This is a genomic window from Campylobacter sp. DY7 (genome assembly GCF_057802535.1).
The window spans coordinates 1-15,291 of sequence record NZ_JBYJAU010000007.1 but is presented as its reverse complement, the minus strand read 5'-3'; the positions used below and the strand labels follow the sequence as shown (position 1 = coordinate 15,291).

At 30.9% G+C, this 15,291-nt stretch carries 13 protein-coding genes; 11 read left to right on the top strand and 2 right to left on the bottom strand.

Going from position 1 to position 15,291, the window contains the following annotated elements:
- Window positions 1-413 precede the first annotated feature (413 nt).
- The 10 genes from AC1B00_RS05725 to AC1B00_RS05680 all read left to right on the top strand — a co-directional run bounded on the left by AC1B00_RS05725 (window position 414) and on the right by AC1B00_RS05680 (window position 12,248).
- Window positions 414-2,138, top strand: coding sequence for a portal protein (locus AC1B00_RS05725; RefSeq protein ID WP_488848670.1), 1,725 nt, complete (start codon window positions 414-416; stop codon window positions 2,136-2,138).
- A 522-nt stretch (window positions 2,139-2,660) separates the two neighbouring features.
- Window positions 2,661-3,314, top strand: a complete 654-nt coding sequence (locus tag AC1B00_RS05720; protein ID WP_488848668.1) for a hypothetical protein — start codon at window positions 2,661-2,663, stop codon at window positions 3,312-3,314.
- The gene (locus AC1B00_RS05715; RefSeq protein WP_488848666.1) at window positions 3,299-3,655 is read left to right on the top strand and encodes a hypothetical protein; all 357 of its coding nucleotides are present in this window, start codon (window positions 3,299-3,301) and stop codon (window positions 3,653-3,655) included. Before AC1B00_RS05720 ends, AC1B00_RS05715 begins: the two co-directional genes overlap by 16 nt.
- A 13-nt stretch (window positions 3,656-3,668) precedes the next feature.
- Entirely contained in the window at window positions 3,669-4,736 is a 1,068-nt protein-coding gene (locus AC1B00_RS05710) for a tyrosine-type recombinase/integrase (RefSeq protein ID WP_488848665.1), read from the top strand.
- Between the two features lie 311 nt (window positions 4,737-5,047).
- Window positions 5,048-5,644 carry a hypothetical protein gene (locus AC1B00_RS05705; RefSeq protein ID WP_239817720.1) on the top strand — a complete coding sequence of 199 codons (597 nt, stop codon included), beginning with the start codon at window positions 5,048-5,050 and terminating at the stop codon, window positions 5,642-5,644.
- Window positions 5,645-5,655: 11 nt separating this feature from the next.
- The gene (locus tag AC1B00_RS05700) at window positions 5,656-8,103 is read left to right on the top strand and encodes a molybdopterin-dependent oxidoreductase (protein WP_488848664.1); all 2,448 of its coding nucleotides are present in this window, start codon (window positions 5,656-5,658) and stop codon (window positions 8,101-8,103) included.
- A 232-nt stretch (window positions 8,104-8,335) separates the two neighbouring features.
- On the top strand, window positions 8,336-9,262 hold the full coding sequence (gene rbsK, locus AC1B00_RS05695; protein ID WP_336611670.1) for a ribokinase: 927 nt from the start codon (window positions 8,336-8,338) through the stop codon (window positions 9,260-9,262).
- Entirely contained in the window at window positions 9,259-10,173 is a 915-nt protein-coding gene (rihC, locus tag AC1B00_RS05690) for a ribonucleoside hydrolase RihC (RefSeq protein ID WP_488848663.1), read from the top strand. The genes rbsK and rihC overlap by 4 nt, the downstream gene beginning before the upstream one ends.
- A 10-nt stretch (window positions 10,174-10,183) precedes the next feature.
- On the top strand, window positions 10,184-11,575 hold the full coding sequence (gene dcuC, locus AC1B00_RS05685) for a C4-dicarboxylate transporter DcuC (protein ID WP_488848661.1): 1,392 nt from the start codon (window positions 10,184-10,186) through the stop codon (window positions 11,573-11,575).
- Between the two features lie 28 nt (window positions 11,576-11,603).
- A complete protein-coding gene (locus AC1B00_RS05680) occupies window positions 11,604-12,248 on the top strand; it encodes a M48 family metallopeptidase (RefSeq protein ID WP_488848660.1) in 645 nt (214 codons plus the stop codon).
- A gap of 57 nt (window positions 12,249-12,305) precedes the next feature.
- On the opposite strand, the gene AC1B00_RS05675 is transcribed toward AC1B00_RS05680, so the two are convergent.
- A complete protein-coding gene (locus tag AC1B00_RS05675) occupies window positions 12,306-12,689 on the bottom strand; it encodes an NfeD family protein (RefSeq protein WP_488848658.1) in 384 nt (127 codons plus the stop codon).
- Window positions 12,682-13,590: an SPFH domain-containing protein gene (locus AC1B00_RS05670; protein WP_488848839.1), complete on the bottom strand. Its 909-nt coding sequence runs from the start codon at window positions 13,588-13,590 to the stop codon at window positions 12,682-12,684. The genes AC1B00_RS05675 and AC1B00_RS05670 overlap by 8 nt, the downstream gene beginning before the upstream one ends.
- Before the next feature lie 289 nt (window positions 13,591-13,879).
- Here AC1B00_RS05670 and AC1B00_RS05665 point away from each other — a divergent pair.
- Window positions 13,880-15,291, top strand: a 1,412-nt coding sequence (locus tag AC1B00_RS05665) for a hypothetical protein (protein WP_488848656.1), incomplete at its 3' end; no start/stop codon positions are given.

The following is a 15,291-nucleotide window of genomic DNA, read 5'->3' as shown; positions in this document are numbered from 1 at the left end:
TTTTGAAAAAATTAGGATTTTTTAGCACAATTTAACACAATTTTTAGCACAATAATATTTTTAATATTGCTAAAACTACGACTACATAAGCAAATAAGCATTTTTATACTAATTTTTAGCTCAAATTCAGAAAATCAAAAACGAAAATTTTCAAACAAAACAAAAATCAAAAAAGTTCAAATCGTGCTAAGTGCTAGAAGTGAAAAATTGCAAAATCATAGGGGGCTACTTTGCCCACCTTAATCATTACCCCTAGCTATGCAAATAATCAATTCTTTTAAAAATTAGCTAATTTATTTTAAAGCCAACTAATCATAAAAAACAAAAATATTTTTTTTAAATGGGGCGATTTATGGCACTAAAATGAGTTTTTAGTTTTGGTTAATCTTTTAAAAAAGATTAAAAGGCTTAAAATGAACCTAGATAAACTCAAAAAAATGTTTAAAGAAGCAAAAGAGATGAAATATGCTGAGCGTAAAGAATACGAGCAAAGTTGTGAATATTATCACAATAATCAACTCAGCGATGAAGTCTTATCAATACTTAAAGAAAGAGGACAGCCCCCGCAAAGCGAAAACATATTCGCAATGCTTGTAAATAAAGTGCTTGGATATAAAAATCAAGAACAATTAGATATACAAGTATTGCCTACGCAAGAAAGGAATAAAGACTTAGCGATTTTGCTTAGCAATATTTTAGAGAGCTTGTTTGATTATGAATGGCAAAAAGAAAGCAAAAAGCTTTTTTTAGATTTAGCAAATGGGGTGGCAATCGCTAAGATATGGTGCATAGCTAGTAAAACCAAAAACAAATGGGGCGAACCTAACAAAGAACTTCACATAAAACGCATTGACCCAAAAACATTTTACATTGACCCTTATAGCAAAGAATACAATGCAAAAGATAGCAGATATTTTCATCATATACAGCTAATTAGCCTTGATGAAGCTAAAAAGCTTTTTAAGGGCAAAATTACTCCTAGCTGTGTGATAACGAATAGCTACGGAAGTGAGTTTGTCCGTGTGGTGGAAACTTGGTATAAAGAAAACGATTTTTGGCATAGGGTCTTTTGGAATAACGAAACAATACTCAAGAGTGAAAAAAATGTTTTAAGCTTTAATAAAACACCTTATGTGGTGCAAAAATTTAACATAGATGAAAAAAACAATTTCTATGGCTTTTTAAGAACTCTTAAGCCAGTGCTTGATTTTATAAACTACGCTGAAAACAGAATGGCAAATATGCTAAATAGCACTAAGGTTTTTTATGAAAAAAGTGCTGTAGATGACCCTGAAGAGTTTGAGCGTGGGGCTAGTATGGATAATGTAATCTTGCCTGTAAGAGATGGAGCATTATCAGGCAATAAAATCCGTGTGGATAATCAAGCTCAAGAAATAAGCCAAATAGCTGCAAAAGTAAATGAGAAGAGAAATACAGCTCAGTTTCTTGTAGGTTTTAATAGCGAGATGTTAGGCTTTACAAATACTCGTGTAAGCACAGAAACCGTAATGCAGCGTAATCGTGCAGGGGTGATTAGCCTTGAACTTTATATGCAAAGCACGATAGCCTTGCAAAAAAATATGGCAAGAATTATGCTTGATTATATTCAGCATTATTTTGATACGGAGCAGGTTTTCAGACTTGTAGATAAAGAAAATTACGAGATTTACTATCAGACAATAAATGAAGCCGTTCAAGAAAACGGCGTAGTAATTTATGAAAACGGAAAACCTAAAATGAATAATGCTATATCGTTTGATAGATACGATATACAGCTAACTACAAGAGCTGATAGTGAAGCAAGTGAGAGAAAAATCGCAGCGTGGAGCGAAGTATTTAAAACTCTTAGTGGAACTTATCCTGATTTAATTTTACAAATAATGCCTTTTATGATGGGAGATGTTAGCGACCCAATTTATCGCAAGGTGTCAAATATCATACAAAATTACACGGAACAAATGGGGCAAAACGCACAGCAAGACCCAAATGCAGACTTTAATCAAGCTATGCAACAACTAATGTTACAAGAAAAACAAGCCGACATTAATGTCAAAAAATCAAAAACAGCCGAAAATGTGGCTAAATCGCAATATCACCTTAGAAAGACAGACAATCAAGGAGAGCGAAACGACCTTTAAATAAGGCTTTTCGCACCTTTTTTTGTTTTTTCTTTCGTTTAAGCAAACTTTAAGCTACCCTTGTATATTTTATTTTAATATTAAATATAAATATATAAATTCAAATTTAAATTTTAATTTGAATATTACTTCTTTATTGAATTTAAAAAAATTCAAATTTTCTAAATTTTCAAAAAAAAAAAAAAAAAAAAAAAAAAAAAAAAAAAAAAAATGACAAAGTCCCATAAAATCGGCATTCTAGCACTATTTAAGCATTTTTTAAGGTAAAATATTTCTATTTAGATTTTAAAAAAAATAATCTTATTTATTTGATATTTCGTGATTTTACGCATTTTTTAATTAAAACTTTAAGCTGAAATTTATTTCCTAAGCAATTTTTAAGAATGTATGTTTTATAATAATTTTTGTGAATTTAATTCATCAAAGATGAATTAAAATGTTCTTTTGCTTATCATTGTTAAAGGGAAAATCATAATTTATTTTTTATGTGAGCTGATTTTATTTTTTTTATAAGGATAGATGATGCTACAAAAAAGTGAATACATTCGTTTTGCTACAAATTTAAACAATACACAAAAGTTATTAATGCTAGATGCCTTGATGGAGTATAAGACAATAAAAGTTAGAACTTTAGATTATTATTCAAATCTTTTAGGTATTGGTAAAAAAATGCTTGTTGAATATTTAAAAGACTTATCAGAAAAAGGCTTTATTGGTAGTTTAAATAATTCAACGGATACGATTAAATTTAAAATATTAGATTTAGATTTTTCACTTTTTGATGAAATTAAAACAAATGCAAAGTTTGATTTTGATGAATTTATGAAGTATATAGAGTTTAAGAAAGAATACTACGCAAAAAAAGGTGGAAAAAAGAAACTAGCCGTTGGCAACGAGCAAATAAAAGCAACTGCAAATTTTTTAAATGCATTAAATGACTATGATTTAGCAACGGCTACTTTAGAGATGAGTAGAACTTACGCTTGGATAAAATTAATGCCTGATAAAGCAAAGACTTATTTAATGCAAAAAAGAGCTGCAAACCTTAAAACACAAAATATCAGCATAAGCGAACTTATAAAAGCACCTAACAATACGATAATTCAAAACGGCGTGAAATACACTGCCATTTATACTCCTAAAGGTTGGGAGATAGAGCAATGCGTAGCGAGTTAGTAGATTTATTAGACACTGCGATTATTCGTGCAGGACTTAATAAGCAAGAGATTTTAAGGCTTGAAAAAGCTTTAAAAAATGTTTGTTATGTAGATGAGTTTATAGACAATATTTGTGCTGATAGTGATGAAATTGCTGGTTACAACATAAAGGCATATTCTTATGTATATTTTTTACATTATCTTAAAAAAGATAGCGAAAAAGCAAGCCTTTTTAAGGCTAAGGATATGTTTAAAAATGAAAAAATATTAAGCAGTAGTGATAAAAACTTAATTATGTTTGCAAAAAATACCTATGCAGATGAAAGCGAACAGCTTTTGTTTGTTTCTCAGTATCTTTAAAAAAGGAGAAACAATGAAAGTTATCAATAGAAATAATAAGCTATATATTCATTATACAAATAATGAAAATAAGCTTATTCGCTTTAGCACTAGGTTAAATGCAAATAAAAGCAATTTAGCTTATGTAAAGGCAAACGCCTTTAAGCTAATAAAAGACTACGAGCTAGATTTAAAGCTTTCAAAAGAAAGCTTTGCTGAGTATGTGAAAAGGTTTTTAAAGCATAATCAAGTTGGCAAAAAAGATATTACCAATGAAAATACAGAGCGTATTTTTAGAAATCACATTTTGCCGTATTTTAAAACCTTAAAAGATTTGAATTACAAAAATGTAAAAGAATTTATTACAAGGCTAAATGAAAATAATAGTTTATGTGCTGAGTTTAAAAAAGATATAGCTAATAAACTAAAATCACTGTGTATTGAAGCAATAGAAAGCGAAAGTATAAAGACTTTTGCTTTTCCAAAAACGAATTTTAAAGACAACAAAGTCAAAGTAAGTATAAGCGAAAAGGTTGTAAGCGTTGAAGAGCTGAAAAATCTAATCGCAAACTGCGAAGATGATTTTTTAAAGCAAGTAATAGTTATTAAGTGTTTTACAGGCATTAGAAATAGTGAACTAATAGCCTTGACTTGGGATTGCATTGACTACAAAAATGAGAAAATTACAATTAAATATAATATCTCAGGTGGCAAAATAACCACTACTAAGACAAACAGAATTAGGGTAATAGATATGCTGCCACAAGTTAAAACAGCTTTACAAATGCTAGAAACTAAGCATAAGCATAGTGATATCTATGTTTTAACAAGTGCCAAAACAAAAAGGCGTTATGCAAGCAGCAGTGCCTTAGTAAAGCGTTTTAAAGACTATTTAAAAGATAGTGATTTTAAAGAGCTTAAATTTTATTGGACTAGGCACATATTTGCTACATTATGTTTAAGTAAAAATATTCCTATTGATTGGATAAGTGCAACGCTAGGTCATAGCAAAATAAATACAACACTGACCTTTTACGCTGCTTATATTGAAGACAAAGAAAAGATAGACGCAATTAAAAATGAGCTTAAAGCGATATGCTAGAGCTTTAATAAAAACTGTGTCAAACTGTGCTAAATTGTGTTTTTGAGTTTCATTTGCCTAGCTAGTAGGCAAATTAGCGTTTTGCATTTAGCACAATTACAGAAAATAGAAAACGCTAATTTTCCCTTTTTTCCAATATATCCTATTTTACTACGAATTTGAAATAGGAATTTGAAATATTATTTTAAGTTCTAAAACACTCCTAAAAGCATTTAAAACTAAAGAAAATATATTATTCTCTTTTAAGAATATTACAAGTTTATAAGCCTATAATTTTAATTAATAATTTTAAAATTAATTTAAGGAGATGTATGAAAAAGATATTTTTAAGCTGTATTATCTCATCGTTTGCTCTTGCAAATACGATGTATTTAAACAAAGATGTTGAAGTTAAACTTGACAATAAATTTATAGGAACTGCTAGTTTATTAAGCCCTGTAAATGTTAAAAGTATAAATAATGGTAAAGCTAATGTTGAGCTTATTGGTTATGTTAATGATAACTATCAAGAAGAAATTGTAAAAAGCTTTATGCAAGTTGAAAATTATATGAGTTTTCATGATAACGATAACAACCCTACATTTAAAGGTGATGCAAATCCATATATAAAAATGCTTGAACTCGTTCAAGATGAATATGGCGAAGATTGGCATAAAGTAAGCATTAATTTTACGCTTAATGAAAGCGATTTAGTAGCTAATAAAGATGAGATTTTTAAGAGTGCAAAAAGTCTTTATGAGCAAACTTGCTCACCTTGTCATTTATTGCACGATACGAAAGAATATTCAGTAAATCAATGGCCATCAAATCTTGAAAGCATGATAAGTTCAGGTTATGTAGAGCTTGATAAGGCTAGCAAAAGTTTAATTATTAAATATTTACAAAATCACGCAAAAGATATTAAATAAAGGAGAAAATTATGAAAAGAAGAAGTTTTTTAAAGCTAAGCGCACTAACTACTGCAAGTCTTCACGCTAGTAAAATAGAAGGTGTAAAAGATACTATTTTTGATGATAAAAAAGTATTAGTTTCTGATAGATTTGGACCATTTTATGCAAACATTAATAGTTCTCAAATAGTAAGCGTAACTCCATTTGAAGGAGATAAATTCCCAAACACTATGAATAACTGCGTTCCTGATAGAACACAAAACGAAAGCCGTGTTTTATATCCGTGCGTTAGAAAAAGCTATCTTGAAGGTAAAAAGAAAAACGACTTAAGAGGCGAAGAAGAATTCGTAAGAGTTAGCTGGGAAAAGGCACTTGATTTAGCTGCAAAAGCACTTAAGGATAATTTTGATAAATACGGCCCTGAAGCAATTTATGGTGAATGCTACTGGTGGGGTGGCTGGGGTAAAATTAGTTGGGGAAGAACCACAGCTCATAGAATGTTAAAAATCTTAGGCGGTTATGTAGAAGAAAGTGGGGATTATTCAACTGGTGCTGGTATGGTAATCTTACCTCATATTTTTGGCTCAAACACAGTTTATGAAGCACCAACTACTTGGAAAAGTATTTTAGAAAACGCAAAAAGCGTTGTATTTTGGGGAACTGACCCACTAGTAACCAATCAAATCGCAGTTGGAACACCAACTCATACAAACTATGAATATTTCACAAAACTAAAAGAACTAAGCAAAGCTGGTAAAATCAAAACTTATAGCGTAGATGTATATGCAAATAACACAAATCGCTATGTTGAGAGCAAATTAATCTCAGTTCGCCCTAATACAGATACAGCAATGATGATAGGAATGTGCTGCTATTTATATGAGAGTGGAAAATATGCAAAAGATTTTATTAAAAAATACACAGTTGGCTTTAATAAATTTAAAGAATACTTCATGGGCGAAAACGATGGAGTTAAAAAAGATTTAGCATGGGCAAGTGCGATTTGTGGAGTAGATGTAAAAACTCTAAAAGATTTAGCAGATGATTTATGTGATAATAAATCAATAATAATTGCAGGCCGTGCAATACAAAGACAAGACCATGGAGAACAAGCTCACTGGATGATTACAATACTAGCTACTATGCTAGGTCATATAGGAAGCACTGGTTGTGGATTTGAGTTTAGCTTAGGATATTATTCACAAGGCGCTGATAAATTTATAGCACCTACTCTTAAAGGTTTAGCTTCTGTTCCTAGCGAAAACTTAGGGGATGAAAATAGCCCTTGGAAGAAATTTGAAAATATAACAATTCCTAGCTCAAGAAGTATTGATGCAATGCTAAATCCTGGCAAAGTAATTGATCAAAATGGTAAAAAAATAAAACTTCCACATATAAGAGTAGCATTTAATGCAAGTGGCTCATTCTTTACTCGCCATCAAGATGTAAATCGTGCGGTAGAAGGATTTAAAAAAGTTGATACTATCATAACAGCTGAGCCATTTTGGACTGCACAAGCAAAATTAAGCGATATTGTTTTACCTGTTGCAATTGAGCCTGAACGCTACGATATAGAAGCTAGCACAAATAGTGAATACATATTCTTAAATAAGCCAGTAATTGAACCTATGGGAGAGAGTAAGAGCGACTTTTGGATTTGTAAAGAGATTTGCAAAAGATGGGGAGTTGAAGAAATCTTTACCGAAGGTAAGGCTAATGAGCTTGAATGGATGAAAGATATTTATAATGACGCTTTAAGACAAGGAAAATCATTAGGATACAATATGCCAAGCTTTAATGAAGCACTTGAAGCTGGTTTTGTTAGATTTGATAAAGTGAATAAAGATACTGAGTATTACACAAGACTTAGCGATTTTGTAAAAAATCCACATAAATACAGATTAGGAACTCCTAGTGGAAAGATTGAAATATACTCTCCAACAATTGCAAAAATGGGTTATGATGATTGTTTAGGACACCCTGCTTGGTTTGAACCATTTGAGTGGGTAGGTAATAAAGAACAAACCAAAAAACACCCATTAGCAGTAATTAGTCCGCATTCAAGATTTAGATTACACTCTCAGCTAAATAACTCTTTAATTAGAAATTATGCTGAAGTAAATGGTAGAGAGCCTATGCTAATTCATCCAGATACTGCAAAAGCAAGGGGAATTAAAACAGGAGATATTGTAAGAGTTTATAACGACAGAGGTGAGATTTTAGCTGGTGCTTTAGTAAGCGATATTGTAAGAGCTGATACTATTATAATTTGCGAAGGTGCTTGGTATGACCCTGAAGTTTATGGCAAAAAATCACTTTGCCAACATGGTTGCGTAAATGTTCTAACTCGTGATAAAGGAACATCAAAACTAGCTCAATCAAACACAGCTCATACAACATTAGTAGAAGTTGAGAAATTTAAAGGCGTAATTAAACCTTTAAGAGCGTTTTCTAAACCTAAGATTATTCAATCTTAATTTTAAGTAGGAATTTGATTTTTCAAATTCCTATTTTGTATTTTAATTCTCTATTATCTTTGCTAAAAATAAAAAGAATTTGAAATAGGAATTTAGATTTTAAAACTCTTAAATGAAAGCAAAATCCGAATTCAAATTCCACAAAAAATATGCTAGTTTTTTGCTGATTTTATAAGCTTAATTTAATCTTCTTTAGCTTAAATAATTCCTTTAAATTTTTTAAGGATAAATCGTGTCAAAAAAGATAATAATTTTTGGAAGCTTGAATATGGATTTTTCCATTGAATGCGACGAAGTTCCCAAACAAGGGCAAACAATAGAAGGTAAAAACCTACTAATAAGCGATGGCGGTAAGGGAGCAAATCAAGCCTTAGCCTGTCAAAAATTAGGAGCAGATGTATTAATGATAGGCTCAGTTGGAAATGATGCCTTTGCACCTGCACTAATAAACAATCTAAAATCTCATGGAATTAACACCGAAAATATAAAAATCTCTTCAAATTGCAGTAGCGGAACAGCTTTTATAATTCGCTCAAACAATGATAATCGCATAATCATCAATAAAGGTGCAAATCACAGCATAGATGAAAATGAAATAAAAGAGATTTTAAACACTCTTTATAAAAAGGGCGAAATCAAAAAAGATGATATTTTTATCGCTCAATTTGAATGCGACATTAAAGCAACTTTTGAAGCCTTAAAACTAGCAAAAGAATTAGGATTATTTACGATATTTAACCCTGCACCTGCAAAAGAAATTGATAAAGATATTTATAAATACATTGATTTATTTATTGTAAATCAAAGCGAAGCAGAGTTTTATACTAATATAAATACTGATACAAAAGCTTGCTTAAAAGCTTTATTAGATTTAGGCGCAAGAGAAATAATACTAACTCTTTCAAGCGATGGAAGTGCTTATAAAAATAAAGAAGTTGAAAAGTTTTTCAAAGCTTATAAAGTAAATCCTATTGATACAACAGCAGCAGGAGATACATTTATAGGTGCTCTTGCAGCAAGTCTTGCAAATGCAAAAACAATTGATGAGGCAATAGATTTTGGCTCAAAAGCAGCAGCTCTAAGCACATTAAAATTAGGGGCACAAAGCTCGATTCCAAGCATTGATGAAGTAAATAATTTTTCTAAGGATACAAAATGAAAAGACCAATTATAATAGATACAGATCCAGGTATTGATGATGCTTTAGCTATTGCAATTGCACTATTTTCTAATGAATTAGATGTAAGGCTAATTAGCACTGTTGCAGGAAATGTAAGCATTGATAAGGTTACAAATAATGCTTTAAAATTACTAGCTTTATTTAAAAAAGATATACCTGTTGCAATGGGTGCAAAAGAGCCTTTGATAGAGCCTTTAATAGACGCATCAAATGTGCATGGCTCAAGCGGAATGGACGGCTTTGATTTTCCTAAGCCAAAGCAAGAATTATTATGCAAAAATCATGCAGTATTAGAGCTAAGAGATACTATTTTAAATAGTAAAGAAAAAATAACTCTAGTTCCTATTGCTCCACTTACAAATATAGCATTATTATTTTCTATGTATCCTGAAGTAAAAGATAATATCGCTGAAATCGTTTTAATGGGTGGCTCACTAGCTCGTGGAAATAAAGGAGTTTTAAGCGAGTTTAATTTCGCAACCGATCCAGAAGCTGCTAAGATGGTGTTTAATTCAGGGCTACCTATTGTGATGGCTACACTTGATGTAGGACTTAAAGCTCTTGTGTATCCTGAAGATATGGCAAAGATTGATGAGTTTGGCGAAGTTGGAAAAATGGCTAATGCGCTATTTAAAAAATATCGTGGTGGTAGCTTTAATACAGGGCTTAAAATGTATGATAGTTGTGCTATCGCTTATCTTTTAAAGCCTGAGCTTTTTAGCGTTAGCGAATGTTTTGTAGATATAGAATTAAATGGATACGCTAGGGGTGCTAGTGTTGTGGATTTAAAAGGATATTTAAAGCGTGAAGCAAATGCAAAGGTTTGCACCGACATTGATGCAAATGCCTTTAGAGAGTGGTTCTTAAACTCGCTTAGCAAGTGTATTTAAGGATAATAAAATGATTATGTATATTAGTGCAATTTTAGGCGTTTCGCTTATTATTTATATGCTTATTAAAAACCTTGATATTAAAATAAGCTTGTTTTTTGTAGGTCTTACTCTTATGTATATTGCTATGTATAGTGGTGGCGATATCGCTATTAAGGGCTTTAAATCAAGTGGCATTGCTTTGCTTGACCCACTTCAAGCAATTGCTATAAAGTTTAAAGATATTTTAACTAAGGCGGGATTTGTTATCCTTATTTTAGGTGGATATACAGCTTATATGAATAAAATTAGAGCAAATGATGCAACTGTAAGCTTACTTATAAAACCTATAAAATATATAAAATCGCCTTATATTTTAGTGCCTGTGGTATTTTTACTAGGCAATTTATTATCAATTGTAGTTCCAAGTGCTTCAAATCTAGCGATAATTTTACTTGCTACACTTTATCCTATTATGAAAAAATCAGGGCTTTCAACTCTTAGTGCAGCAGGAATTATCGCAACTACTGCAACCATTGTGCCAACTCCTTTAGGAAGTGATAATATCGCAGTTGTAGGAGAATTAGTAAAGTTAGAAAGATTTGCAAATCTAAGCGTAAGTGAATATGTATTTAATTATCATGCAAGGGTTTCGATTCCTACTATTATTTTTATGGCTGTTGTGCATTTGTTTTGGCAAAAATATTGCGATAGCAAAGAAAAGATTTCAAGCGATGATAATGTAAAAAGCGAAGAATTAAAAGAACTAGATTTTAGTCCAATTACAAAAATTATTTATGCCTTTTTACCATTGCTTCCGATATTTTTATTAGTTGGGGTTTATTTATTTAGTAGCGCTGCAATTAGTGTTGAAATAGCTGTATTTTTCTCATTTATCGTAGCTATTGTTTGTGAGCTAATTAGAACAAGAAATATAAGACTTAGCCTAGATTTAACGCAAGAATTCTTTAAAGGTATGGGTGGAGCGCTTTCAATCGTTGCACTACTTGTAGCTGGAACAACCTTTGTTGTAGGTCTTCAATCAATAGGAATTATCAAGGCTTTAGAAAGCTTTATGAGTAGTATTCAAGGCGATGGAATAAGCTTTGTTTTACCACTTATTTTAGTGCTTTTAACGGCTGTTATTGTTATATTAAGTGGTAGTGGAAATGCTTTGTTTTATGCGATGGCTCCACTTTTTGTGCCACTTGCAGCGGCTGCAAATATAGATGTATTGGCTATATCAATTCCTATGGGACTAGCTGGAAACTTGCTAAGAGCAGTCTCACCAGTATCAGCTGTAATAATGATAGTAGCAGGTAGTGTTGGTAAAACCCCACTTGAAGTAGTTAAAAGAACAAGCGTTCCTATGATAGCAGGAACTATTTTTATGTTCGTTTTATCTATGATTTTTTATATGTAATAAGCACTCTTAAAGGGTGCTTAAAACCATGAATTACGAAGTAAAATTTACAAGAAAACGCATAAAAAACATAATCATAAAAGTGCGAAAATATGGCTTAGTTGAAGTAAGTGTGCCGTATTTTGTAAATATGAATAGAGCAAAAGAATTTTTAGAGCTTAAAAGTGCTTGGATTAAACAAAGAATGCAAGAGCTTTTGGCAAATCAAGAAACTGCTAATCAAATAAGCTTTTTAGGCAAGAATTACGAACTAGAATTTGAATTAGGAATTACAACTTCTTTTTTATTGCAAGATAACAAACTAATCATAAAAGCTACAAAAGATAGCGAAAAGGCTAAAAAGATTTTAGATGATTTTTATAAATTAAAATCACGAGAAATATTTAGCGAGATTTTAAAAAGATTTTGTGTAATTGTGGGTAAAGATATAAAGGCTTTAAAGCTTAGAAAAATGACAACTCGCTGGGGCTCTTGCAATACAAGAAAAGCTTATATAAATCTAAATACCGAGCTGGTTAAAAAAGATATTTTAGCAATAGAAGCTGTGATTATGCATGAGCTAACTCATCTATATCACGCAGATCATTCAAAGGCTTTTTATAACAAACTTTTAGGCTTTATGCCTGATTATCACGAGCGAATAAAATTGCTAAAAAATAATAAAGAATTGTAAAAACAAGTGTAGAATAAAAAACCTTGAAAATAATTACTAATTAGGTATTAATAGTTTTTATTCAAGGATTAATTTGTTATTTTCTACGCCTTTTATCTTAATCTTATCGCCTTCTTTTAGATGTGAGATTTCGTTCGCTTGCCATAAAGCACCCTTATAATACACCATGCCGTTTTTAATAACTCCAAAACCGCTTTCATCTAAAAAGTTATCTTTTACAATCTCTTGATTTTTTTTGAAAAATTTTTTAAATAAAAGCAACAAACCAAGCGATAAGACAACACATAAAACAAGCTTTATTTCAAGACTAATTTCTACAAAAAGCCCTAAAACTCCAACTATAAAAAACCCAATCGCAAAAAATATAACATAAAAGCTACCAAGCAAAAGCTCAATAATTCCTAACACAAACCCAGTAGCTATCAAAATATAATCAATCATTTTTCTTACCGATAAAATCTTTTAAAACACTCAAAGCTCCTATTAGCTCACTGCTTTCATAAGGCACTATTATTTTGTCTTTGCTTTCATTTTTTGCAAGTTCTAAAAACGCCTCAACCCTACCCTTTGCTAGTAAAAACTCAGCTGCATTTACATTTTCGCTCATTGCTTCATTTATATTGCGAATAGCTTCTTTTTGACCTAAAGATATAGCAATTTGCTCGTATTTTTTAGCATCTGCCATTCTTTCTATGGCTTCTGCGTTTAAAACTTGCTCTTGTTTTAGCGCTTCTGCATTTCTTATAAGTGCTGCTTTTTTAGCCTCAGCGTTTAGTTCGATAGCTCTTTTTTCACGCTCAGCTTTCATTTGCATATTCATAGCTTCTTCAATACCTGCTGGAACTGAGATTTCTGATATTTCAACTCTCATTATCTTTACACCCCAGTTATCTGCTGCATCGCATAAAGCCATTTGCAAAGCTGCGTTTAATCTATCACGACTACTTAGCGTATCATCAAGGTTCATTCCACCTATTTCGCCCCTTAAAGTTGTCATCGCAAGGGCAGAAATTGCCATTTTATAATCTTCTACATTATAAACAGCCATTTTTCCATTAGTTACCTTTAAATACACTATGCCATCTACTGATATATTTACGTTATCTTTTGTAATAACTTGTTGTTTATCTATATAAATAAGCTGTTCTCTTATAGTTATTACAGCTCTTGGAACATCAAGCACAGGGAAGATTAAGTGAAATCCACCGCTTATTTCTTTATGAAATTTCCCAAGCCTTTCAATGATGACAATATCACTTTGAGAAACGATTTTGATAGCTAGTTTTAAAAACAAAATAGCTAAGACTAATAAAACGAAAATAACAAGATTTAAACCAGACATTTCTAACATAAAAATCCCTTAAAATAATTTTTAACTAATATATCAAAATATTATTAAAACTTTTAAGCCTTATTGTTCGTAACATAATTCATAATTCAAATTCTTAGCACTTTTAAAAGGTTTATATAAAGATAAGATTAAAACTTTAAATTAACATAATTTTATTAAAATTAAAAGTTTTAGCGATTTTATAACATTAAATAAGGAATATTATTATGAAATATAAATTAAGCTTATCATTATTAACTTGTTTAGCACTTAGCGGGGGGGGTATTTATTAGCTGAAGAATTGAATCAGGCTTGCCCTAACGGAACAAATCCTTGTCTTATTGATAGAAAAGAAGTTAACAACGGTATCAAAAATACTGTTGATAAAATAACTCTAACAAATGGTGCAAAACTTACAAATAATGGAAATGATATCAATATAAACGAACTTACAGTTGATGGAACTTCAATTTATAGAAACAACCAACACGGAACCATAATTAAGAAATTTACAAGCACAGCAACGGCAGATCAAAAAACTCAAGTAGAAATAGAAGGAAGACTTTTACAAATAGGTGATTTAAACGGAGTTATAAATACCATACAAAACACAAATTTTTTAGGAGATGCAAGCTTATATTTAAACAATGTTAATTTAGATAAAAGCAGTGCAATGAATGTTGGGTATTTAGAAGCAAATAAATTAACACTCGATGGAAGCTCAATAACATTAAGAAGAGATGGGAAGCTAACGGACTCAACCATTAAAAATACTAGCTTGCAGTTAGATATAGAAAGAAATTTAATACTTGCTGGAAATACTAATTTTGATACTGTACAACTAAATAAAACAATAGCTGATCCAACAAAGCATAAAATAGTTATCTTAGATGGTTCTAATATTAATTTTACAAATAGCACTCTAACAAATGTATCAATAAATGCATATAGTAGTAATGACAAAAATGGTTCTTTAACTATTGCTGGTGGAACAATGACAAATTCTGCAATAGGTGGAGCAGGTACAAACCTTCAAAACATTACTTTAAATGGTGTAAATATAGACAATTCAGGTTTAGGGATTGATTATAGCATCAAAGGTCAAAACATTAAGCTTGAAAATATTAGCAGTGCTAAAAGCGTTAAAGTAAATGCAAAAACTAAACTTGATATGATTAATTCTACGCTTGATAGCAATAGCTCTATATATGCAGTAGCTGCTGAATTTACTAATTCTACAATGAATGGACTAACTAAAGCAGACAATACTATTACTTCAAATGGTTCTATATTTAATGCAGAAGTAAAGGCAAAAGATTTAGTAAGCCAAAAAGATACAAGTGGAAAAATATCAGAATTTAATGAAGTTGTAAATATCACCAACTCAATCACATCAAGTGATACAGTATTTACTAAAAATGTTACAGCAGGAACTATTACTGCAAACACAAACTCTAGTTTTAATGCTAACACTACAGCAACTAATAAAATCACTTCAAATGGTGCTACATTTGGTGGCATAGTAAAAGCAAATGAATTAGAAACCTTAGCAGCTAACAAATCAACATTTAGTGGTAATGTAGATATTGTTACTTCAATTACGGCAAATAATGCAGAGTTTAAAGGTAATGTAAGTGCAACTAATAAAATCACATCTACAAATGCTAGTTTTGAATCAGAAATAAAAACAGCATTCCTAGACGCTCAAAAGGA